Source organism: Streptomyces sp. NPDC052109, assembly GCF_040680195.1.
Classification (GTDB): domain Bacteria; phylum Actinomycetota; class Actinomycetes; order Streptomycetales; family Streptomycetaceae; genus Streptomyces.
The window spans coordinates 627,855-648,790 of sequence record NZ_JBFAWF010000002.1 but is presented as its reverse complement, the minus strand read 5'-3'; the positions used below and the strand labels follow the sequence as shown (position 1 = coordinate 648,790).

Here is a 20,936-nt window from a genome sequence, read left to right as displayed (position 1 = left end):
TAACTGGTGGAGGTGACCGGTACTAATAGGCCGAGGGCTTGTCCTCAGTTGCTCGCGTCCACTGTGTTGGTTCTGAAACCACGAACAGCCCCGCCGAATCTCTTTCGGTGGTGTGGCGTTCACAGTTTCATAGTGTTTCGGTGGTCATAGCGTGAGGGAAACGCCCGGTTACATTCCGAACCCGGAAGCTAAGCCTCACAGCGCCGATGGTACTGCAGGGGGGACCCTGTGGGAGAGTAGGACGCCGCCGAACAATTCTTGGGAAAGGCCCACGCCACACGGCGTGGGCCTTTCTGCGTTTAAGCTCGACCGTATGCGCTATGACCTCGTCATCTTCGACAACGACGGCGTGCTCGTCGACAGCGAGCCCATATCCAACCGGTTGCTGGCCGCCTATCTGACCGAGGTGGGCCACCCCACCTCGTACGAGGACTCCATCCGGGACTACATGGGCTCGGCGATGCACCGGATCCATGAGCTGGTGCTGGAGCGGACCGGGCAGCGGCTGCCGGACGACTTCGACGACGTCTTCCACGCGCGGGTCTTCGCCGCGTTCGAGAGGGAGTTGAAGCCCGTGGCCGGGGTCGCCGGCGTACTGGAGAAGCTGGCCGCGGACGGAGTGCCGTACTGCGTGGCGTCCTCCGGGAGCCATGCGCGGATCCGGGTCGGGCATCGGACGACCGGGCTCGACCGGTGGTTCGGGGAGGAGCGGATCTTCAGCTCCGAGGACGTGGGACGGGGGAAGCCGGCGCCCGATCTCTTCCTGTACGCCGCGGAGCGCATGGGCGTGGCGCCGGAGCGGTGCCTGGTCGTGGAGGACTCCCCGCTGGGCGTGCAGGCGGCCGTGGCGGCCAGGATGGCCGTCTACGGGTTCACCGCGATGACCCCGGCGGCGAAGCTGACCGGTGCCGACCAACTTTTCTCCAGCATGGGCGAGTTGGCTGACCTGCTGGTATGACCGGAGCCAACGGTGCGGCTCTGACAATTGTCATACGGACGTCCGGACGATCGTTTCTACTGGCGGGCACCCTGTGGCGGCGAAGCTGAGGGCATGACGAAGAACACGGGGACCCGGGGCCGGACCGAGCGACAGAAGCAGGACCCGAGCGTGCTGGACAACTTCAAGCCGCTGATCCTGGACGTGGCGGTGCCGCTCGGCTCGTACTACGTCCTGAAGGACGGCTTCGGGATGAGCACGTTCGCGGCGCTCGCCTGGAGCAGCGTGGTGCCGGCGCTGCGGACCCTGTGGAGCGTGGTGAAGGAGCGGAGGGTGAACGGGCTCGCCGGGCTGATCCTGGCGGTCAACGTCGTCTCGTTGCTGCTGACGTTCGTCTCCGGTGATCCGCGGCTGATGCTCGCCAAGGACGGCGCGGTCAGCAGCACCGTCGGAATCGGGATCCTCCTCTCCGTGCGGTGGGGCAGGCCGATGATGACCGCCGGTCTGAAGCCCTTCCTGGTGAAGGCAGACGAGGCCAAGGAGACGGCCTGGGTGCGGCTGACATCGGGGGCGGCGGCCGAGTCCGCGGAGTTCCTGCGCAAGGAGAGGGCCTACTCCGTCGTCTGGGGCGTGGCCCTGCTCGCCGAGTGCGTCGCGCGGGTCGTGGGCGCCTTCACGGTTCCGGTGGACACCATGGTGTGGCTCGGCACGGTCTTCCTGCTCGGTGCGATCGGCATCGGGATGGTCGTCGGTGGCGGCCTGGCCGTCGAGCCGATGGAGAAGATGCTCAAGGGCGAGACCGAGGCCGGAGTCGAGGCCGGCAGGACCGAGGTCGCGGCCGTCGCGCCGGCCGCCTGAGCCTCACCAGGCAAACCCGTTGAAGCTGAGGGAAATTCATCTTTGGCTGGATCTACCCACAGGTAGCCCGGGGCCTTACGCTCGCCGCCATGACTGATGTGCTGCGGCGCGGCAGGGCCTCGCTGGCGTTCAGCTTCTTCGCCCAGGGCGCCACCTTCGCCCTGCTGGTCACGCGCATCCCGGCCATCCAGGACCGGTACGGCGTCTCCGACGCGCTGCTGCCGGTCTTCCTGGCCGCCGTACCGATCCTGGCCGGGGTCGGCAGCGTGACCACCGAGCAGTTGGTGAAGCGGATACGCCCCAGTCGGCTGCTGCGCTGGTCCCAGCCGGTGGTGCTGCTGGCCCTGCTCGGCGCCGGGGCGGGCGGGCACATCGCGGAGCTGGCGGTGGCGCTGGGCGCTTTCGGGCTGGCCGTGGGGGCGCTGGACGCCTCGATGAACATGCTCGGGGTGAGCCTGCAGCGGACGTACGGGCGCAGCATCATGCTCAGTTTCCACGCCGCGTACAGCCTGGGCGGGATCCTGGGTGCCTCGCTGGCGTGGGTCGGGGCGCACTGGCATCTCGCGCTGTGGGTGTCGTACCTGCCGGTGGTGGCCGTGCTGGTGCCGGCGGCGCTCGTGGGGAGCCGCTGGTACGTCGACGGGGCTCCGGCACCCCTGGCGGAGGGAGAGGGCCAGGGCGGCGGGGGTGTCGTCTTCAAGCTGCTGCTGCCGCTGTGTCTGGTGATGACCTTCGCCTACATCGGGGACTCGACCGTCTCCAACTGGAGCGCGAAGTACCTGAAGGACGTGCTGGGCAGCTCGGAGCAGCTGGCGACCGTGCCGTACAACGTGTACATGGTGACCACGCTGGTGGGGCGGGCGATCGGGGACTTCGGGGTGCGCCGGTTCGGGGCCGTGGCGGTCGTACGGCTGGGGGCGCTGGTGGCGGCGGGCGGGTTCGCGGTGGTGGCCTCGGCGCCCGGCGCGTGGGTCGGGATGCTCGGGTTCACGCTGTTGGGCCTGGGGTTGTGTGTGTTGGTGCCGCAGACGTTCGCGGCGGCGGGGCGGCTGTTCCCCGGGGCTTCGGATGCTGCCGTTGCGCGTCTCAATATCTTCAATTACGTGGGTTTTCTGGTCGGTTCGCCGCTGGTGGGGGCTCTGGGCGATGCGTGGAGCTATCGGGGGGCCATGCTGGTGCCGATGGTGTTGGTGCTGGTGACGTCGGTGTACGCCAGGTCGTTCGCTGCTCAACCGGACCGATACCGTGGCGGGCATGAGCGGCCGCGCACAGCTGATGTGGGACGAGGCAGTAACGGGCTATGACTTCGGCCCGGACCATCCGATGGATCCGGTCCGGCTGGCACTGACCCGGAAGCTGGTGGGTGCCTTCGGGCTCGACCGGGAGATGGAGGTCGTCTCGGCCAAGCCGGCCGGGGAGTCGACACTGCGGCTGGTCCACCGGGAGGACTACATCGACGCGGTGAAGGCGGCGTCCGCCGACCCGGCGGCCGCGGACGGCTCGTACGGGTTGGGTACGCTCGACGATCCCGCCTTTGCCGGGATGCATGAGGTGTCCGCGTTGATCGCCGGGCAGTCGGTGGGGGCGGCGGAGGCGGTGTGGCGGGGGGACGCCGAGCACGCCGTGAACTTCGCCGGCGGTCTGCATCATGCGATGCCCGGGGGCGCGTCGGGGTTCTGCGTCTACAACGACGCGTCGCTCGCGATCGCGCGGCTGCTGGAGCTGGGGGCCGAGCGGGTCGCCTACGTGGATGTCGACGTGCATCACGGGGACGGGGTGCAGGCGGCGTTCTGGGAGGATCCGCGGGTTCTGACGATCTCGCTGCACGAGCATCCTCGTACGCTGTTCCCGCAGACCGGATGGCCGCAGGAGACCGGTGCCGGGGCGGGCGAGGGGGCCGCGGTGAACGTGGCGCTGCCGGCGGGGACCGGGGACGCGGGGTGGGTGCGGGCGTTTCACGCGGTGGTGCCGGAGCTGCTCGCGGAGTTCCGGCCGCAGGTGCTCGTGTCGCAGCACGGGGCCGACACGCACTTCGAGGATCCGCTGGCGCATCTCGCCGTGTCGCTGGACGCGCAGCGGGCGGTGCAGGTGGCGTGCCACGAGCTGGCGCACGAGCACGCCGGGGGGAAGTGGGTCGCGCTCGGTGGGGGCGGGTATGCGGTGGTGGACGTCGTGCCGCGGTCGTGGACGCATCTGGTGGGGATCGCGGCGGGGCGGCCGGTGGCGCCGGAGACGGTGATTCCGGAGGGGTGGCGGCAGGAGGTGTTCGCCCGGACCCGGCAGTTGGGGCCGCAGCGGATGACCGACGGGCGGTGGCCGGTGAGTTGGGCGTCGTGGGAGTCGGGTTACGACCCCGCGGACCGCCTGGATCAGGCCGTACGGGCCACGCGGCGGGCAGTGTTTCCGATGCGGGGGCTCCTTCCCTGAAAAGGGTGGCGGCCGGTCCCTCGTCCATTAGGCCAACCGTGCGCACTTCCTCCGTTCCCGTCCCGCCCCCGCCCCCGATGCGCCACCATCGCACGCATGTCGACCGGCGGAGCCCTGCGCGCGCATCTGCTGGCTGTTCGGCTCGCCGGGGAGGTGGGGACCTCTCGGGAGGACAGTCTGCGGAGATATCGGCTGTTCGCCGCCCGGGATCCTCGGGTGTTGATCGGGATCGATCCCGTAGGGGCCTGGGGGCTGCGGGATGTACTGCGCCTCATGGCGGAGAAGTGCGGGGTTTCGGCCGACCCTCGGCACACCTCGGGCCCGGATGTGATCGATCCGGAGCGGACGGTGGCAGCGCTGGACGCGTTCGCGGGGCGGATCCGGGAGGCGGCCGGGCGGGGCGCGCCCGTGCTGTTCGGGACCGGGCATCCGCACCGGCTGCTCGGGTTCTACGCCGGCTTGGCGGACGCGCTCTCGGCGGCGGGGTGTGACGTGCTCACCCCGGCGCAGGGTCACTGTGTCGACATATTGACCCGGTTCGGTCTACGTACGTGTGCACTGGACTACGCAGGGGGAGTCGGGTTGGTGCGGGAAACCGATGGTGGGCGCCCCGGTTGTGAGCCGGGCGTGCACTGTCATTCGCCGCTGCCGGTTCGGGTCGCGCTCGAGGCCGCGGCGGAGAGCGGCGGGCCGTTGCCCGAGCTGGTCGTCGGGGACCATGGCTGGGTCTGCGGTGCTGGTCAGCTGGGGTTCGAGGCCATCGGGCTGGCCGACACCGACGATCCGGCGCCGTTCGTGGGGGAGGCGGAGGGGCGCGTGTCCGTGGTCGTTCCGGTTGATGACGGGGTGCCGTCTGATCACTACCGGCCGCTTACCCGCTACGTACTCAAACGAGCGTGTCTGTCACAGTAGGCCTGCGATGGGTGCACCTCTTCCCCACTTGCATCACCCGCCCCTACATTGGGGAGTGAGCACGCAACGACGAAGAGTCACCGGAAGGGGAAGCCGGTGGCCGTCGAGTGCGGAAGGTTCAGGTGTGTCATGGCTGCAGCTGGCGAGAGGCCTCTGAACGAGGTTCAGTTCCTTACCGTGGCGGAGGTCGCCTCGGTGATGCGAGTGTCGAAGATGACCGTGTACCGCTTGGTGCACAGCGGTCATCTGCCCGCGATCCGGGTGGGGCGGTCCTTCCGCGTCCCGGAACAAGCGGTACACGAGTACCTCCGTGACAGCTATGTGGGGGTGGAGACGGCCTGACGGCAACTCCCCCGGTGACCCGGGGGTACCCCCTCGATTACGACCTGAGCGCTCGGTTGGGTAGGCTAGCCCCTCGTAGGTCGTGTGGGCCCATGGCGCCCAAACAACCGAGTGATGAGAAGTGAGCGAGGGTAGTCGTGGGCTCTGTTATCAAGAAGCGGCGCAAGCGGATGGCCAAGAAGAAGCACCGCAAGCTGCTCAAGCGCACGCGCGTTCAGCGTCGCAACAAGAAGTAGGCGACCGCGCGAGAGCGTGTCCCTGTGGCCCCCCACCAGCATCGGTGGGGGGCCACAGGCGTATCCGGCGCGCTCCGGGGGACTCCGGGGGACACGGCGTGTTCCGATGAGTGAATTTCCGTCACTTCGTGCATCGGGGGGTCATCACAGCGCAACATCAACCCGCTAAGTTGGCCGCACACACGGCGGTCGCGGAAGGAAGGCGCTGATCTTGGGGAAGGTCGTGCTCGTCACCGGAGTGGCCCGGCAGCTGGGCGGCCGGTTCGTACGACGGATCCAGCGGGATCCGGAGGTCGACCGGGTGATCGCCGTGGACGCGGTGCCGCCGGCACACCACCTGGGCGGCGCGGACTTCATCCAGGCCGACATCCGGCAGCCGACGATCGCCCGGGTGCTCGCGGAGACGGGCGCCGAGACGGTCGTCCACATGGATGTGACGGGCACGCCGCTGGGCAGCGGCAGCCGGGCCACGGTCAAGGAGACCAACGTCATCGGCACCATGCAGCTGCTCGGTGCCTGTCAGAAGTCGCCGACGGTGAAGCGTCTGGTGGTGAAGTCCAGCACCAACGTCTACGGCTCGGCGCCGCGCGATCCGGCCGTTTTCACCGAGACGACCCCGCCGAAGTCGCTGCCGAGCGGTGGCTTTGCGAAGGACACGGTCGAGGTGGAGGGCTATGTGCGCGGGTTCGCCCGGCGGCGGCCGGACGTCGCCGTGTGCGTGCTGCGGTTCGCCAACATCCTCGGGCCGGCCGCCGACACGCCGCTCGCCTCCTACTTCGCGCTGCCCGTCCTGCCGACCGTGTTCGGCTACGACCCGCGGCTGCAGTTCGTGCACGAGGACGACGTCGTCGAGGTGCTCAGGATCTCCTCGCACGAGCCGCGCCGGGGCACCCTCAACAGCGGCACGTTCAACATCGCGGGGGACGGTGTGCTGCTGCTCTCGCAGTGCTCGCGGCGGCTCGGGCGGCCTACGGTGCCGCTGCTGCTGCCCGCGGTCACCTGGGCAGGTTCGCTGGTGCGTACGCTCGGTATGACGGACTTCTCGCCGGAACAGATCCGGCTGCTCACGCACGGACGGGTGGTCGACACGGTCCAGATGCGCGAGACGCTGGGATTCACGCCCAGGTACACGACGGCGGAGACGTTCGCGGACTTCGTGCGCGGCCAGGGCCCCGGGCTGGTGCCGCCGCAGGCCCTCGCGGGGGCCGTCGACCGGATCTCCGCGCTGGCCGCGAGGGGCGGCGGCCGGCCCATGACGCACAGCGCGGACAGCGCCAACTGAGGAGAGCGGCAACGATGGCGGACGCCAAGGTCATTCCGTTCGACGACGACCGGTCCCGCGGGAGCGCGGCACAGCGCCCGGCGCGCCGCCGGGGCGCGGGCAGCCGGCGCGGCGCCCTCGGCGAGGCCGGGGAGATGGGTGAGGTCCAGCCTCTGCCGGGCCGGGCCGGGGTGCAGGAAGATGGGCCTGTGAGCCGTGCGGAGGAGCCGCTGGAGCGGTCGGGGGCCGGATCGGGTGCCGACGGACAGGGCGGCGGCCTGGAGCGGCGTGTGGCGGCCGGGCTGGCCTTTCTGCGGCGCCGGCTGACCGGGGACTACGACGTCGACGACTTCGGTTACGACGAGGAGCTGACCGACCAGGTCCTGATGTCGCTGCTGCGGCCGGTGTACGAGAAGTACTTCCGGGTCGAGGTGAAGGGCATCGAGAACATCCCGGCGAAGGGCGGGGCGCTGATCGTCGCCAACCACTCCGGGACGCTGCCGCTGGACGGGCTGATGATGCAGGTCGCCGTCCACGACCACCACCCGGCCGGCCGTCACCTGCGGCTGCTTGCGGCCGACTTGGTCTTCGTGCTGCCGGTGGTCAACGAGCTGGCGCGCAAGCTGGGGCACACCCTGGCGTGCGCGGAGGACGCGGAGCGGCTGCTGGCTCAGGGCGAGCTGGTGGGGGTGATGCCGGAGGGCTTCAAGGGCATCGGGAAACCTTTCAGCGAGCGGTACAAGCTGCAGCGGTTCGGGCGTGGTGGCTTCGTGTCGACCGCGCTGCGGCAGGGGGCGCCGATCATTCCGTGCTCGATCGTCGGGGCGGAGGAGATCTACCCGATGATCGGCAACGCCAAGACGCTGGCGCGGGTGCTGGGCTTCCCGTACTTTCCGTTGACGCCGACGTTTCCGTGGCTGGGGCCGCTGGGTGCGGTTCCGTTGCCGACGAAGTGGACGATTCAGTTCGGGGAGCCGATTCCGACGGACGGGTATCCGTCGGAGGCCGCCGAGGATCCGATGCTGATGTTCAACCTCACCGACCAGGTACGGGAGCAGATCCAGCACACGCTGTACAAGCTGCTGGTGAAGCGGCGGTCGGTGTTCTTCTGAGTCCTGCCGGGTGCCGGGTCGGCGGTCGGTGTTTCCTGACACGTGCTCGCGTACGACACCGGGGGCGCCCCGCTCGGGTGGGGCGCCCCCGGTGTCGTGGCCGAACCGGCGCTAGTGCGTGTCCTCGCTGTCGATGCCCAGGCCGGGCAGGAGCCCGGGAAGGAGCGGTGGGAGGGTGACGTCCGGGGCGGGCGTCGTGGGCTTGCTGGTGGACGGGGCGCTGCTGCCCGTGCCGGTCTTCGGCGGGTCGAGCAGGCCGCCCGTGTCGCCGCCGAGCAGGCCCTCGCCGCCGGTGCCGGTGGCCGGGCCGCTCGGGTCGCCGGTGCTCCTGTGCCTGCCCGCGGACGGGGTGTGGCCCGAGGAACTGGGCGACGTCGACCGGTGGCCGCCGGAGGAGCCGGTGGATGCCGAGCCGGAGCTCCGCGGCTTGCCGTCGCCGCCCTGGGCGGGTGGCTGCGGGAGCAGGGACTGCAGCGGGGCGACCTCTTGGTCTATGGCGTCGAACACCGACGACACCTGCTCTTTGACGTCCCCGAGCTGCACGGGCAGCCTGTCGCTGAGCGCGCTCCAGACCTCCCGGTGGGAGCGGGAGAAGCTGGACAGGGCCTGGATCGGGCCGAGCGAGCCCGGGTCGGCCTCGTAGGCCTCGTGGAGCAGGCGGTGGCCCTCGGTGACGTCGTGCTGCATACCGGAGAGCGTGCGCCGGATCTCGCCGATGGACTCGTGGTCCAGCTGGCCGCCCCGGCCCCGCTCCAACAGCCGGCGGGCCTCGCTGAGCCGGGTCGAGGCCTGGTCGAGGTACGTCTGGCCGCGCTGGTCGTCGCCGTCGGTCAGGTAGTTGAGCTTGAAGTCCTCGATGCCGCGTTTCAGGCCGTACAGGGAATCGCCGGGCAGGGCGTTGGAGCTGGCGGCGGCCACCCCCCCGAAGGCTCCGGCGGCTACGCCGACGCTGAGTCCGCCCGCCGCGAGCCCCTTGGTCAGCCGGGAACGCGGCCGCAGTTTGCCCAGTGGGCTCGCCCGGTGTGCGCCCTTGGCCCGGGTCGAGCGCTGTCCGGGTACCGATGCGTCCGCCGCCTCCGTGCCCTCGCGGAGCATGGCCTCCATCGCGGCCACCAACTGGGCGCGCTGCACGACCTTGACCTCGGGGTCGAGCTGCGGCTTGGGTAGCCCGCCGAGGCTCGCCGCGAGGGCCAGTAGTTCGCCCTGCCCGGTGTGCTCCTCGGCGGCCGGCGGACAACCCGCCGGGCTCACGGACTGCTCGGCCGCCGTGTCCCGGTCGGACCGCTCCTCCAGGGCCTGGGCGAAGGCGTTCGCCCGCCGGTGCGCCGATACGTTCGCGATCACTGGCGGCACCTCCTCTCGTCATGACGGTCGACTCCCCAGGGGGTCCTGAGGGTTGCACGCCCGCGACCACTTCACACGATCGAGCGATCAGGGTCGGCCAGGACGTGACCACAGGGAGCCTGTATCCCGCACAACGACTGGCGCGGCACTTGGGTTACGGACGGCGGACGACTGGATCGGAAAGGCAACGCCCTTTCACGGAACGTGAGTTGGGCGTCGCCCTGAGTGGCGGGTGTGCGGGCCCGGCGGCTCAGCGCGCGTCGTCGGGCAGCAGCCGGGCCAGAGTGCGTACGGCGCGGTACTGGAGGGTCTTGATGGCACCCTCGTTCTTGCCCATCACACGGGCGGTCTCGGCGACCGAGAGGCCCTGGAGGAAGCGGAGCGTCACGCACTCCTGCTGCTGCGGGTTGAGCCGGCGTACGGCGTCGAGCAGCGCGGCGTTCGACAGGGACTCCAGGACGGAGTCCTCCGGGGAGCGCTCGACCTCGTTGGCGTCGAGCATCTCGCCGGTGGTGACCTCCAGCCGGAAGCGGCTGGACTTGAAGTGGTCGGCGACGAGGTTCCGGGCGATCGTCACCAGCCAGGCCCCGAAGTCGCGGCCCTGCCAGGTGAAGGTGCCGATCCTGCGGAGCGCCCGCAGAAAGGTCTCGCTGGTGAGGTCCTCGGCGGTGGCCCGGCCGCCGACGCGGTAGTAGATGTACCGGTACACCGTGTCGCTGTACTGGTCGTACAGCCGGCCGAAGGCCTCGGCCTCCCCGGCCTGGGCGCGCTCGACGAGGTCCATCATCCGGGCGCTGTCGCTGTCGGCGGCCGGGCGGCGGGCGGTGGCGGCGCCGGTGGAGCGCCCTCGTCTGCTCACCGCCGCGCTGCCTTCGGCCAGTGCGTAGCACGGGCCTACGGGCGCGGCGGCGGCGAGGGCGGGGACGGTGTACGCGGTGGGGACGAGGCCGCGCAGCGTCTCTTTGACCGTTGCGAGTGTTGCGCGCAGCGTAGCCAGGCCCGAGGCGTCAACCCCGACGTGTGGGTACACGGGACTCCCAGAGGCAGAGCTTCCATCACGTGCAGTGCGGGACCTTTCACCCGTCGTAGCGACGGAGGGGTACCGGTTTGCGTCTGAGGAGAATAACGCTTCGTGCAGGCACTGCTACACCGAGTTGCTCAAATCATCGATTGCGTCGCTTCTATTACCGATTGACGCCTTATCAAGTGCCGTAGCTTGATCGGTTGTTGATCGAAAAGCGGCTTGTTTCGGCAAGGTACGGGGCGTGTTGAAGTGGCCGCGGCATAATCCGGGCGCGCGGGGCGGGTGTGGCGGCGGCGGCGCTTCGAAGGCGCGGGCACGGCGGCTCGCCAGGGGCGCGGTGCCGCATCCGCATGCGGACGGGCCCGCATGGGTGCCGGCAGCCCGCGACGGGCGCATCCCAGGGGGCCCCAGTCCTTCCGCGGTGATCCGCGCGCACCGCCCCGGACCTGTCGGCGGCCCGGACCTGTCGGCGGCCCGGACCTGTCGGCGCACCGGATCTATCGGCGCCGTCGGCTCAAGGCGATCGCCGCCGCGGTGCCGCCGGCCACCGCGCCCACGCCCGCCGCCGCCGGGATGCCGACCTTGGCCGCCTTCCGGCCCGTCCGGTAGTCCCGCAGGCGCCAGTCCTTCTCCCGGGCGTGTTTGCGCAGCTTGGTGTCGGGGTTGATGGCGTAGGGGTGGCCGACCAGGGACAGCATCGGGATGTCGTTGTGGCTGTCGCTGTACGCCGCGCAGCGGGAGAGGTCGAGGCCCTCGGCCGCGGCCAGGGCGCGTACCGCCTCCGCCTTCGCCGGGCCGTGCAGCGGCTCGCCGACCAGCTTGCCGGTGTAGACGCCGTTCACCGACTCCGCCACCGTGCCGAGCGCGCCGGTGAGGCCCAGCCGGCGGGCGATCACCTGGGCGATCTCGACCGGGGCCGCCGTGACCAGCCACACCTTCTGTCCGGCGTCCAGGTGGGCCTGGGCCAGGGCGCGGGTGCCGGGCCAGATGCGGTCGGCCATGTACTCGTCGTAGATCTCCTCGCCGATCGTCTCCAGCTCGGCCACCCGGTGGCCCTTGACGATCGACAGCGCGGAGTCGCGGGCGTCCTGCATGTGCTCGGGGTCCTCGACGCCGGCCAGCCGGAACCACGCCTGCTGCCAGGCGAACTTCGCGAGGTCGCGTGTCTCGAAGAACTTCCGCTTGTACAGGCCCCGGCCGAAGTGGAACAGCGCGGCGCCCTGCATCACGGTGTTGTCGAGGTCGAAGAAGGCGGCCGCCTTGTCGTCGCCCCGCACCGGGAACTCCGGTTCCTCGGTGACCTGCGGAGTCACCTGCGCTTCCTGCGAGGACTTGCGGGCAGCCTCCGCCGAGGCCTCGCCTGCCAACACGCTGCGCGCCGTGGCGGAGCGCCTACGGGGAGTGAGCCATCCGAGAGCGGCCATGGCGTGAGCATAGCCAGTTTGTTCGGTGCTTCCGGAGTCGAGAGGTTGGAAGCGCGTGAACTCTCCACGACCGGGTCGTTAAACGGGCGCGGGACAATGGCCGGTATGAGTCCCCTCTTCCGGCGCAACGCCGCCCGTGTCGATCCCCGTGAGCGGCTCGTCACCCTCATCCGCAAGCCCGGCTGCCATCTCTGCGACGACGCGCAGGTCGTGATCGAGAAGGTCTGCGGGGAGCTCGGCGTGCCGTGGGAGCGCAAGGACATCACCGAGGACCGCGCGCTGCACGACCAGTACTGGGAGCAGATCCCCGTCGTACTGATCGATGGTGAACAGCACACCTTCTGGCGCGTGAACGAGGAACGACTGCGCCGGGCACTGACCGACTAGTCCAAAACCGGTCGCCGATTCGCTTAGGATCGACGGCAGTCTGATCTCGGGGGCGGGATTCGTGAGGAGAGTGTGCGGTTTTGCCCCCAGTAACGAAGGAACGTCGGTGCGTATGCGCCGGTTCCCGTCGAGGGCGTGAAGGGTGCGTGACCCCGGTCACTTCTGCCGGGCAAATCGGACACCATCTTTGTGCACGCGTTCACAAAGACATAGCCTGCTGTCGACGGGGCGGTCTGGGGACGTATGACCGCCTGCAGCCCCGCTCTACCCGCAGGAGCACCGTGGCAACTGGCCGAACACACCGACCGGCGACCCGCAGCCGAGGGATTCCCGAGGCCACCGTCGCCAGGCTTCCGCTGTACCTCCGAGCCCTGACCGCGCTGTCGGAGCGCTCGGTACCCACGGTCTCCTCCGAGGAGCTGGCGGCCGCGGCGGGGGTCAACTCCGCCAAGCTGCGCAAGGACTTCTCGTACCTGGGCTCCTACGGAACGCGCGGTGTCGGCTACGACGTGGAGTATCTCGTCTACCAGATCTCCCGTGAACTCGGCCTGACCCAGGACTGGCCGGTTGTGATCGTCGGTATCGGTAACCTCGGTGCCGCCCTCGCCGGCTACGGCGGTTTCGCCTCCCGCGGCTTCCGCGTCGCCGCGCTCATCGACGCCGACCCCTCGCTCACCGGCAAGCCGGTCGCCGGCATCCCCGTGCAGCACACCGACGACCTCGAGAAGATCATCAAGGACAACGGGGTCTCCATCGGCGTGATCGCCACCCCCGCCGGCGTCGCCCAGCAGGTCTGCGACCGGCTCGTGGCCGCCGGGGTGACCTCCATCCTGAACTTCGCGCCGACCGTGCTGTCCGTCCCGGACGGCGTCGACGTGCGCAAGGTCGACCTCTCGATCGAACTCCAGATCCTCGCCTTCCACGAGCAGCGCAAGGCCGGCGAGGAGTCCGCCGCGGGCGACGGCGCGCTGCCCGACGGCACCCGTGACGCGTCCACCGACCAGGGGCCTGACGGGGACGTACCCGCCGTGATGCCGGCATGAGTCTCCTCGTCGTCGGGCTGAGCCACCGCAGCGCCCCCGTCAGCGTGCTGGAGCGGGCCGCGCTGAGCGCGGACGCCCAGGTCAAGCTGCTCCAGGACACGGTCGCCGCCGAGCCGGCCACCGAGGCCGCGGTGCTCGCCACCTGCAACCGCATCGAGCTGTACGCCGACGTGGACAAGTTCCACGCCGGTGTCGCCGAGCTGTCCACGCTGCTCGCCCAGCACAGCGGCGTCGGCCTGGAGGAACTGACCCCTTATCTGTACGTCCACTACGAGGACCGGGCCGTCCACCACCTGTTCTCGGTGGCCTGCGGCCTGGACTCGATGGTCGTCGGCGAGGGCCAGATCCTCGGGCAGATAAAGGACTCCCTGGCCAAGGCTCAGGAGCTGCACACCGCCGGCAAGCTGACGAACGACCTGTTCCAGCAGGGTCTGCGGGTCGGCAAGCGCGCCCACTCCGAGACCGGCATCGACCGCGCCGGCCAGTCCCTGGTCACCTTCGGACTGGAACAGCTGGCCGTCGGCGGGGCCGTCGAGGACTGGGCCCGGGGCAAGAAGGCACTGGTCATCGGCGCCGGTTCGATGTCCTCGCTGGCCGCCGCCACGCTCGTGCGGGCCGGGGTCGCCGAGGTCGTCGTCGCCAACCGCACCTTCGATCGTGCCGAGCGGCTCGCCCAGATACTGTCCGAGGCCGACGACAACGCGGTGACCGCCCGCGCGGTACGGATGGACGCCGTGCCGGACGAGCTGACACGTGCCGACGTCGTCGTCTCCTGTACCGGGGCGACGGGCCTGGTGCTCACGGCGGAGGCGGTCGCGCAGGCGGTCGAGGGCCGCACCGGGCAGCCGGCCGTCGCCGCCCCCGCGTCCACCGAGGCGAACGCCAAGACCGCGGTGCCGCCGACCGGTGTCGGCGCCGACGAGAACTGCCCGCTGGACCTGGCCGCCGTACAGTCCGGCTTCTCCCTCATGGGCGAGGCCGCCGTCGCCGGCATGGACGCGGCCACCCTGGAGCAGCACGCGGCCTGGGTCGCGGGCGGGGCCGTCGACCGCCGGGAGCGCCGTACGCCCGAAGCGGACGCCGAGCTGATCACCGCGCTGGCCGCGACCGCCGCCACGGTGGGCCGGATCCCCGAGCGACGCAGGCCGGAGCCGGTGGCCGAGCGCCCGGCGCCCTTCTTCTTCCTCCTCGACCTGGCCATGCCCCGCGACATCGACGCGGCCGTGCACCGGCTGGCCGGGGTGCGTCTGGTGGACATCGAGTCGCTGGCGGAAGCCTCAGCAGACGCGCCGATGGCGGCCGATGTGGACCAGGTCCGGCGTATCGTCTCCGACGAGGTCGCGGCCTTCGGCGCGGCGCAGCGGGCGGCGCACATCACGCCGACCGTGGTCGCGTTGCGCACCATGGCCGCCGACGTCGTCGCCAGTGAGATCGCGCGGCTCGACGGCCGCCTGCCCGACCTGGACGAACGCCAGCGCGGCGAGATCCGGCAGGCCGTGCACCGGGTCGTCGACAAGCTGCTGCACGCGCCGACCGTACGGGTCAAGCAGCTCGCGGCCGAGCCCGGCGGCGCCGGGTACGCGGACGCGCTGCGCACCCTGTTCGACCTCGACCCCGAGACGGTCGCCTCCGTCTCCCGGGCCGGGGACAGCACAGACAAGAAGGACCGACCGGCATGACTGAGAAGGCACTGAGGCTGGGGACCAGGCGGAGCAAGCTCGCCATGGCCCAGTCCGGGCAGGTGGCGGAGGCCGTCCGCCAGGTGACCGGGCGGCCCGTCGAGCTGGTCGAGATCACCACGTACGGCGACACCGCCCGCGAGCACCTGGCGCAGATCGGCGGCACGGGCGTGTTCGTCACGGCGCTGCGCGACGCGCTGGTGCGGGGCCAGGTCGACTTCGCGGTTCATTCGCTCAAGGACCTCCCGACGGTGCAGCCCGAGGAACTGGTCCTGGCCGCCGTACCGGTGCGCGAGGACCCGCGGGACGTGATCGTCGCCCGGGACGCGCTGAAGTTCACGGACCTGCCGCGCGGGGCGCGCATCGGCACCGGCTCGCCGCGCCGCATGGCGCAGCTGAACGCGTACGCCCGTGCCCACGCCCTGGACATACAGACGGTCCCGATCCGCGGCAACGTGGACACCCGCATCCGGTACGTCCAGGACGGCGAGCTCGACGCGGTCGTGCTGGCCGCCGCCGGACTGAACCGGATCGGCCGGATCGACGAGGTGACCGACTTCCTGTCGGTCGACACGGTTCTGCCCGCCCCCGGCCAGGGGGCACTGGCGATCGAGTGTGCCGCGGACAACGCGGACCTGATCGCGGCGCTCGGCGAACTCGACGACCCGTTCACTCGGGCCGCCGTAACCGCCGAGCGGTCACTGCTCGCCGCCCTGGAGGCCGGCTGCAGCGCCCCTGTGGGCGCGCTGGCCGACCTTCCCCCACTCTCGGCTCCGCTCGAGCGGGGGGACCCCCAGGCCGACGGGCAGATTGTCAAGGAAATGCGCCTGCGCGGCGTCGTCGGCACGACCGACGGCACCCGCATGGTGCAGCTGTCCACCACCGGTTCCGTGCCCCAGACGCACGACCAGGCGTTGGCACTCGGTCGCGAACTCGCCACCGAGATGCTCGCCCGGGGCGCGGCCGGTCTGATGGGGGAGCGAGCACATTGAGCCCCACCGCCCTTCCTGCCGCCGGTCCGGAACACGGCCACGTCACCTTCCTCGGTGCCGGACCCGGAGATCCGGGACTGCTGACCCTGCGCGCCGTGGAGGCGCTGTCGAACGCGGACGTCCTGGTCGCCGAGCACGAGGTGCTCGACGTGATCCGGACGCACGCCCGACAGGGCGTCTCCGTCGTGCAGACCGACGCCGATCCCTCTTCGGTCTCGCCGCCGGGCACGGGCACGCCCCAGCTGACGGTCGTTGACGGCACGTCAACAACCGCCGCTGTCCCGGCTGCTGCCCGGGATGCCGCTCATCTTGTCATGGAGGCTGCGCGGGGCGGCAGGCGGGTCGTCCGTGCGGTGTCCGGGGACCCGGGACTTGATACGTACGCGGCCGAGGAAATGCTCGCCTGCGCCGCCGCCGGTGTGCCCTTCGAGGTGGTCCCGGGCGTCGCCGCGGCGGTCGGTGTGCCCGCGTACGCCGGTGTGCCGCTGCGGGACGCCGAGGGCGCGGACGTCCGGTTCGTGGACGCCCGTACGGCCTCCGACCGGTGCTGGACGGAGGTGGGCGCCTCCGACGGGACGGTGGTCGTCTCGACGACCCTGGACTCGGTGGCCGCGGCGGCGGGCGAGCTGGTGTCCGCCGGGCGCAAGCCGGACACCCCCCTGTCCGTCACGATCGCCGGTACGACGACCCGCCAGCGCACCTGGACGGCGACGCTCGGCACGATCGCCCAGACCCTGAAGCAGGCGAAGGTGCTGCCGTCCCCCGACGGCGGCCGGCCGGTGATAGCCGTGGTCGGCGAGCGTTCCGCCGCCGCCCGGCGCGACCAGCTGTCGTGGTTCGAGTCCAAGCCGCTGTTCGGCTGGAAGGTGCTCGTGCCGCGCACGAAGGAGCAGGCGGCGTCGCTCTCCGACCAGCTGCGGTCCTACGGCGCGGTGCCGCACGAGGTCCCGACGATCGCGGTGGAGCCCCCGCGCACGCCCCAGCAGATGGAGCGCGCGGTCAAGGGCCTGGTCACCGGCCGTTACGAGTGGATCGCCTTCACGTCGGTCAACGCGGTGAAGGCGGTGCGGGAGAAGTTCGAGGAGTACGGCCTTGACGCTCGGGCTTTTGCGGGTATCAAGGTGGCTGCGGTGGGCGAGCAGACGGCGAAGGCCCTCGTCGCCTTCGGCGTGAAGCCGGACCTGGTGCCGTCGGGTGAGCAGTCCGCCGCCGGCCTCCTGGAGGACTGGCCCCCGTACGACCCGGTCTTCGACCCGATCGACCGCGTGTTCCTGCCGCGCGCCGACATCGCCACGGAGACGCTTGTCGCCGGCCTCATCGAGCTGGGCTGGGAGGTGGACGACGTCACGGCCTACCGCACGGTCCGTGCCTCGCCGCCTCCGGCGGACACCCGGGAGGCCATCAAGGGCGGCGGCTTCGACGCGGTCCTCTTCACGTCCTCCTCGACGGTCCGCAACCTGGTGGGCATCGCGGGCAAGCCGCACAACGTGACGGTGATCGCCTGCATCGGCCCGGCCACGGCGAAGACGGCGGAGGAGCACGGCCTCCGGGTCGACGTCATGGCTCCGGAGCCGTCGGTGCACAAGCTGGCTGAGGCGCTGGCGGACTTCGGCATGAAGAGGCGGGCTGCCGCCCTGGAGGCCGGGGATCCGGTGACGCGGCCCAGCGAGCGGCGGCCCGGGGCACGTAGGCGCCGGTCCACGACGTGAGGTGTGGCGGAGTGCCCCCTTTTCTGGGGCACTCCGCCGCCGTCGTTTTCCGGGGGCCTCAGTGCTCGGAGGCGTACGGCAGGAAGGTCGCCCACGCGGTGGGGGTGAGGGCGAGGCGGGGGCCGGTGGGGTTCTTGGAGTCGCGGACGAGAATGTGGGTCTCGTCGGGGGTGGCTACCTCGACGCAATCGGGGCCGTCAGGCGTGCTGTAGCTGCTCTTTATCCACTCCAGCTTCATGTCTCTCCAAGCACTTTCTCGATGAAGGCCAGTGACTCCCGAGGGGTGAGAGCCTGTGCGCGGATGATCCCATAGCGGATGTCCAGCACCTGAGCCTCTTTCGGGTCGGTGATCACGCGGCTGACGAGTTGCACCTCGTTGTGTCCGACCGTGCTGCCATCCCGCAGTCGCAGCAGCCTGAACGAACCGGCCAGACCGGCGTTGTCCTCCCGGTCCAAGGGCAGGACCTGCAAGTCGACGTTCCTGAACCGACCGGCGTCCAGCAGGTGTTCGAGCTGCCTTCGCATGACCATCCTGCCACCGATGGGGCGCCGCAGCGTCGACTCACATTGGACGAAGCTGAAGACTCGCAACGGCGCTTCGGCGAGGATGTCCTGGCGTGCCAGGCGGGCGGCCACCTGTTGTTCCAATTCCTCCTCCGTGAACGGAGGCCGTCGGGTAGCCATCGACGCGCGCACGTACTCCTCCGTCTGCAACAGCCCGTGGATCACGGAGTTGTTGTAGGCGCACAACTCGACCGCCTCCGCCTCCAGCTTCTTCAGATCCCGCACCTTCTTCGGGTACCGGACCTCCGCCACGTCCGTCTTCATCGCCGCGATCCGGCCACCCGCGCCCAACGCCTCGTCCGCCGCGTCCAGATACTCCGGCCGGGGAATCCTCCGTCCCCGCTCCACCGAGGAGACGAGCTCCTCCCCGTAGCCGATGGCTGCCCCGAACTCCGCCTGGGTCAGGCCGGCCGCCTCCCGCCACAGCTTCAGTTGTCGTACGACGGTCCGCATCACAGCTCCGGCCTCGTCGTCCAGCCCCGCGTCCCAGTCGCTCACGTAAGCCGTCCTCCCGCTCACCAGTCACCCCGTACGGCCCGGACGCACCCGGACACGGCACGGACAGCCTCCGTCCGCACGGGCTGCCGTTCTTCACAGGCTAAGCACGCTCGGACACGCTGAGTGACGTGAACGAGCAAATCTCCACCCTCCCCATCTCCGCGCGCCAGTTCCGCGTCCCTCTCTCCGCGACCCGGCGCGGCGCCCGCCTCGGCCGGCTGCTCGCCGTCGAGCAACTGCGCTCCTGGCGGTTGCCGTTGGACCCGGCCCGGCTGATCGTCGCCGAACTGACGGCCAACGCCGCGCTGCACGGCCGGGTTCCGGGACGGAGTTTCCGCCTCTCGCTCTTTGTCACCGCTCCGCGCCTTCTGCGTGTCGAGGTGACCGACACGCGCGGTGACCACCTGCCGATCCGCGACACCGCCGCCGGCGTGCTCGCCGGGTCCGGCTACGGCCTGCTGCTGGTCGAGGAGTTGGCGGACCGCTGGGGCGTGCGGCTCGGACCGGTGCCGTGCAAGACGGTGTGGGCGGAACTGGATCTCCCGACCGGCGCCGGGAAGCACGTGCTCCGGTCGCGGGCGGACCGGGGCTGCGGGCCGTAAAAGCGCTGGCGCGGCGGCGGCTTGGACGCGCCGTCCCGCCCCGGGGCACATGCGCCTCATCGCTCCACAACCGCAGACATGCATCGGCCCCCGCCGGGCCTGGCATCCCAGTGCGAGGGCCTGACCAACGAGGAAGAAGGACCTTCCCTGTGGCTGAGAAGAAGCCCAACCCTGCCCCGCGCCCGATTCAGGGTGTCGGCGATCCACCACCCCCTCCGGTGTCACCCACGTACGCACCTACCAGTCCGGCCGGTACGTGGTCGTCGGCAGTCACCTCGCCCAGCACCGCGAGCTGTCGCTGACGGCCATCGGGCTCGCGACCCACATCCCGTCGGTGCCCGAGGGCACCGCGGTCGACATCCGCAGCCTCGCGGACCGCTTCCCCGAGGGGCGGACCGGATCGCTTCCGCGCTGCGTGAGTTGGAGGCGCACGGCTATCTGGAGGGGGCTCGCGGACCTCGCTGAAGGCTGAGCGGCAGGCGGGGTGCGAGATGACGCCCGCCCGCCTGCCGCACGTGCCGGTCAGGCCGCCGTACCGCCCGCGTAGTCGCTGTTGAACGTCGTCTCGATCGTCTGGGCGACCGGCTGGGCCACGCCCGTGCCGGTCAGGATGATGCCCAGCTCCCGGTTGTTGCTGAGCGAGTTGCTGCTGATGTTCATGGAGCCGGCCTCGACCTCCTGGGTGGACAGGCCGTAGTCGGCGACCATCGCCTTGGCGTGGATGTAGAAGCCGTTGGGGTCGGAGTAGCCGACGACCGTGCCGCCGGCCGCCTTGATGGCGGAGACCTCGCTGGAGTAGCTGGAGGGGTCCTCCAGGACCACGCGGACCTTCACACCGGCCTTGGCGCGGGCGACGATCGCGTTGACCACCGTGCTGTCGCTGAACTCCAGCTCCTCCACGTCCAGCGTCTTGGTCGCGGAGTTGACGAACGACACCAGGCGGTTGCGGGAGTCGGTGGGGGACCACAGCAGGTGGTCGCCGTCGGTGGGGGTGACCGAGGTGGCCGTGTAGTCGGCGTTGAAGACCTTCTCGATGGCGGCGACATCGCGCGTGTCGTCGGTGAAGACGCCGTAGTCGCGGCTGGTCGTGTAGTACTGGGACGTCAGATTGCCCGTCATGACCAGGGACTTGGTGCCGTCGACCGTGATCGTCTTCTGGTGCGTGTAGACGTAGGCCGAGGAGGACCAGACGACGCCCACGCCCGCGTTCTTCAGGGACGTGTACGCCGAGTTGTCGGCGCTCTGGTGCTGGCGGTCGAGGATGACCCGGACCGTGACGCCCTTGTTCTTCAGGGCTATCAGGTCGTTGACGGCCGTGGTGTCCTCCATCTCGTACATCGTCATGTCGAGCGTGCTGGTGGCCGAGTTGACGAAGTCGTAGATCGTGGGCTGGCTGCCGGTCTGGGAGAAGGCGAACGCCGAGTAGCTCGCGGCGTTCGCGGGTACGGCGGTGACGGCGACGGCGGTGCCGGCGGCGACGACGACGGCCGCGCGGGTGAGGGCCTTCCGCAGCATGCGTGACTCCTGGGGTGAGCACGGGAGGGGGTGGCGCGTGCATGACACCACGCGCGTAGAACGCTGGGGA

21 protein-coding genes, 1 rRNA gene and 1 pseudogene are annotated in these 20,936 nt (G+C 70.5%); 17 read left to right on the top strand and 6 right to left on the bottom strand.

Annotation, left to right across the window (positions count from 1 at the left end; genetic code table 11):
* Nucleotides 1-136: 136 nt before the first annotated feature.
* The 10 genes from rrf (at nucleotide 137) to AB0L59_RS08630 (ending at nucleotide 8,085) form a co-directional block, all read left to right on the top strand.
* A 5S ribosomal RNA gene (gene rrf, locus AB0L59_RS08675) occupies nucleotides 137-253 on the top strand.
* A 60-nt stretch (nucleotides 254-313) separates the two neighbouring features.
* On the top strand, nucleotides 314-958 hold the full coding sequence (locus AB0L59_RS08670; protein ID WP_365580924.1) for an HAD family hydrolase: 645 nt from the start codon (nucleotides 314-316) through the stop codon (nucleotides 956-958).
* A 93-nt stretch (nucleotides 959-1,051) separates the two neighbouring features.
* On the top strand, nucleotides 1,052-1,795 hold the full coding sequence (locus AB0L59_RS08665) for a VC0807 family protein (protein ID WP_365580923.1): 744 nt from the start codon (nucleotides 1,052-1,054) through the stop codon (nucleotides 1,793-1,795).
* 89 nt (nucleotides 1,796-1,884) lie between these two features.
* Entirely contained in the window at nucleotides 1,885-3,099 is a 1,215-nt protein-coding gene (locus AB0L59_RS08660; RefSeq protein WP_365580920.1) for an MFS transporter, read from the top strand.
* A complete protein-coding gene (locus AB0L59_RS08655) occupies nucleotides 3,050-4,222 on the top strand; it encodes an acetoin utilization protein AcuC (RefSeq protein ID WP_365580918.1) in 1,173 nt (390 codons plus the stop codon). The genes AB0L59_RS08660 and AB0L59_RS08655 overlap by 50 nt, the downstream gene beginning before the upstream one ends.
* Before the next feature lie 96 nt (nucleotides 4,223-4,318).
* On the top strand, nucleotides 4,319-5,134 hold the full coding sequence (locus AB0L59_RS08650) for a phosphatase (RefSeq protein WP_365580916.1): 816 nt from the start codon (nucleotides 4,319-4,321) through the stop codon (nucleotides 5,132-5,134).
* A 129-nt stretch (nucleotides 5,135-5,263) separates the two neighbouring features.
* Nucleotides 5,264-5,476: a helix-turn-helix domain-containing protein gene (locus tag AB0L59_RS08645; RefSeq protein ID WP_121791081.1), complete on the top strand. Its 213-nt coding sequence runs from the start codon at nucleotides 5,264-5,266 to the stop codon at nucleotides 5,474-5,476.
* A gap of 137 nt (nucleotides 5,477-5,613) precedes the next feature.
* Complete coding sequence (locus AB0L59_RS08640; RefSeq protein ID WP_003948845.1) at nucleotides 5,614-5,712, top strand: AURKAIP1/COX24 domain-containing protein; 99 nt, start codon at nucleotides 5,614-5,616, stop codon at nucleotides 5,710-5,712.
* Nucleotides 5,713-5,923: 211 nt separating this feature from the next.
* Nucleotides 5,924-6,994: an NAD-dependent epimerase/dehydratase family protein gene (locus AB0L59_RS08635; RefSeq protein WP_365580914.1), complete on the top strand. Its 1,071-nt coding sequence runs from the start codon at nucleotides 5,924-5,926 to the stop codon at nucleotides 6,992-6,994.
* Between the two features lie 14 nt (nucleotides 6,995-7,008).
* Entirely contained in the window at nucleotides 7,009-8,085 is a 1,077-nt protein-coding gene (locus AB0L59_RS08630) for a lysophospholipid acyltransferase family protein (RefSeq protein ID WP_365580911.1), read from the top strand.
* A 111-nt stretch (nucleotides 8,086-8,196) separates the two neighbouring features.
* Here AB0L59_RS08630 and AB0L59_RS08625 read toward each other — a convergent pair whose 3' ends face one another.
* The 3 genes from AB0L59_RS08625 to AB0L59_RS08615 all read right to left on the bottom strand — a co-directional run bounded on the left by AB0L59_RS08625 (nucleotide 8,197) and on the right by AB0L59_RS08615 (nucleotide 11,877).
* Nucleotides 8,197-9,429 (bottom strand): DUF5667 domain-containing protein, encoded by a 1,233-nt coding sequence (locus AB0L59_RS08625; RefSeq protein WP_365580908.1) that lies wholly within the window; start codon nucleotides 9,427-9,429, stop codon nucleotides 8,197-8,199.
* 250 nt (nucleotides 9,430-9,679) lie between these two features.
* Nucleotides 9,680-10,459, bottom strand: a complete 780-nt coding sequence (locus AB0L59_RS08620; RefSeq protein ID WP_365580905.1) for an ECF subfamily RNA polymerase sigma factor, BldN family — start codon at nucleotides 10,457-10,459, stop codon at nucleotides 9,680-9,682.
* A gap of 491 nt (nucleotides 10,460-10,950) precedes the next feature.
* On the bottom strand, nucleotides 10,951-11,877 hold the full coding sequence (locus tag AB0L59_RS08615) for an HAD-IB family hydrolase (RefSeq protein WP_365580902.1): 927 nt from the start codon (nucleotides 11,875-11,877) through the stop codon (nucleotides 10,951-10,953).
* A gap of 96 nt (nucleotides 11,878-11,973) precedes the next feature.
* Between AB0L59_RS08615 and AB0L59_RS08610 the strand changes: the two genes are divergently transcribed.
* The 5 genes from AB0L59_RS08610 (at nucleotide 11,974) to AB0L59_RS08590 (ending at nucleotide 17,687) form a co-directional block, all read left to right on the top strand.
* Nucleotides 11,974-12,264, top strand: coding sequence for a glutaredoxin family protein (locus tag AB0L59_RS08610; protein ID WP_365580900.1), 291 nt, complete (start codon nucleotides 11,974-11,976; stop codon nucleotides 12,262-12,264).
* Between the two features lie 281 nt (nucleotides 12,265-12,545).
* Nucleotides 12,546-13,307 (top strand): redox-sensing transcriptional repressor Rex, encoded by a 762-nt coding sequence (locus AB0L59_RS08605; RefSeq protein WP_365580897.1) that lies wholly within the window; start codon nucleotides 12,546-12,548, stop codon nucleotides 13,305-13,307.
* A complete protein-coding gene (locus AB0L59_RS08600; RefSeq protein WP_365580895.1) occupies nucleotides 13,304-14,986 on the top strand; it encodes a glutamyl-tRNA reductase in 1,683 nt (560 codons plus the stop codon). The genes AB0L59_RS08605 and AB0L59_RS08600 overlap by 4 nt, the downstream gene beginning before the upstream one ends.
* Nucleotides 14,983-15,978, top strand: a complete 996-nt coding sequence (gene hemC / locus AB0L59_RS08595; protein WP_365580893.1) for a hydroxymethylbilane synthase — start codon at nucleotides 14,983-14,985, stop codon at nucleotides 15,976-15,978. The genes AB0L59_RS08600 and hemC overlap by 4 nt, the downstream gene beginning before the upstream one ends.
* Nucleotides 15,975-17,687, top strand: coding sequence for a bifunctional uroporphyrinogen-III C-methyltransferase/uroporphyrinogen-III synthase (locus tag AB0L59_RS08590; RefSeq protein WP_365580890.1), 1,713 nt, complete (start codon nucleotides 15,975-15,977; stop codon nucleotides 17,685-17,687). Before hemC ends, AB0L59_RS08590 begins: the two co-directional genes overlap by 4 nt.
* Before the next feature lie 58 nt (nucleotides 17,688-17,745).
* Here AB0L59_RS08590 and AB0L59_RS08585 read toward each other — a convergent pair whose 3' ends face one another.
* Together AB0L59_RS08585 and AB0L59_RS08580 are read right to left on the bottom strand one after the other, a co-directional pair.
* The gene (locus AB0L59_RS08585; protein WP_365580888.1) at nucleotides 17,746-17,925 is read right to left on the bottom strand and encodes a DUF397 domain-containing protein; all 180 of its coding nucleotides are present in this window, start codon (nucleotides 17,923-17,925) and stop codon (nucleotides 17,746-17,748) included.
* Nucleotides 17,922-18,749 (bottom strand): helix-turn-helix transcriptional regulator, encoded by an 828-nt coding sequence (locus AB0L59_RS08580; protein WP_365580885.1) that lies wholly within the window; start codon nucleotides 18,747-18,749, stop codon nucleotides 17,922-17,924. The genes AB0L59_RS08585 and AB0L59_RS08580 overlap by 4 nt, the downstream gene beginning before the upstream one ends.
* A gap of 128 nt (nucleotides 18,750-18,877) precedes the next feature.
* Here AB0L59_RS08580 and AB0L59_RS08575 point away from each other — a divergent pair, with 128 nt between their 5' ends.
* Together AB0L59_RS08575 and AB0L59_RS08570 are read left to right on the top strand one after the other, a co-directional pair.
* Entirely contained in the window at nucleotides 18,878-19,351 is a 474-nt protein-coding gene (locus tag AB0L59_RS08575) for an ATP-binding protein (RefSeq protein ID WP_365580883.1), read from the top strand.
* Between the two features lie 149 nt (nucleotides 19,352-19,500).
* Nucleotides 19,501-19,792 (top strand): annotated as a pseudogene (locus tag AB0L59_RS08570) (helix-turn-helix domain-containing protein); the annotation flags it as partial.
* Between the two features lie 81 nt (nucleotides 19,793-19,873).
* Here the strand turns inward: AB0L59_RS08570 and AB0L59_RS08565 are convergent.
* The gene (locus AB0L59_RS08565; RefSeq protein WP_365580880.1) at nucleotides 19,874-20,866 is read right to left on the bottom strand and encodes a phospholipase D-like domain-containing protein; all 993 of its coding nucleotides are present in this window, start codon (nucleotides 20,864-20,866) and stop codon (nucleotides 19,874-19,876) included.
* Nucleotides 20,867-20,936 lie beyond the last annotated feature (70 nt).

Coding starts and splice junctions, on each gene's coding strand:
- AB0L59_RS08650 (WP_365580916.1), top strand. CDS start 4,319: ATGTCGACCGGCGGAGCCCTGCGCGCGCATCTGCTGGCTGTTCGGCTC.
- AB0L59_RS08660 (WP_365580920.1), top strand. CDS start 1,885: ATGACTGATGTGCTGCGGCGCGGCAGGGCCTCGCTGGCGTTCAGCTTC.
- AB0L59_RS08600 (WP_365580895.1), top strand. CDS start 13,304: ATGAGTCTCCTCGTCGTCGGGCTGAGCCACCGCAGCGCCCCCGTCAGC.
- AB0L59_RS08615 (WP_365580902.1), bottom strand. CDS start 11,877: ATGGCCGCTCTCGGATGGCTCACTCCCCGTAGGCGCTCCGCCACGGCG.
- hemC (WP_365580893.1), top strand. CDS start 14,983: ATGACTGAGAAGGCACTGAGGCTGGGGACCAGGCGGAGCAAGCTCGCC.
- AB0L59_RS08670 (WP_365580924.1), top strand. CDS start 314: ATGCGCTATGACCTCGTCATCTTCGACAACGACGGCGTGCTCGTCGAC.
- AB0L59_RS08585 (WP_365580888.1), bottom strand. CDS start 17,925: ATGAAGCTGGAGTGGATAAAGAGCAGCTACAGCACGCCTGACGGCCCC.
- AB0L59_RS08655 (WP_365580918.1), top strand. CDS start 3,050: ATGAGCGGCCGCGCACAGCTGATGTGGGACGAGGCAGTAACGGGCTAT.
- AB0L59_RS08630 (WP_365580911.1), top strand. CDS start 7,009: ATGGCGGACGCCAAGGTCATTCCGTTCGACGACGACCGGTCCCGCGGG.
- AB0L59_RS08565 (WP_365580880.1), bottom strand. CDS start 20,866: ATGCTGCGGAAGGCCCTCACCCGCGCGGCCGTCGTCGTCGCCGCCGGC.
- AB0L59_RS08610 (WP_365580900.1), top strand. CDS start 11,974: ATGGCCGGTATGAGTCCCCTCTTCCGGCGCAACGCCGCCCGTGTCGAT.
- AB0L59_RS08665 (WP_365580923.1), top strand. CDS start 1,052: ATGACGAAGAACACGGGGACCCGGGGCCGGACCGAGCGACAGAAGCAG.
- AB0L59_RS08645 (WP_121791081.1), top strand. CDS start 5,264: ATGGCTGCAGCTGGCGAGAGGCCTCTGAACGAGGTTCAGTTCCTTACC.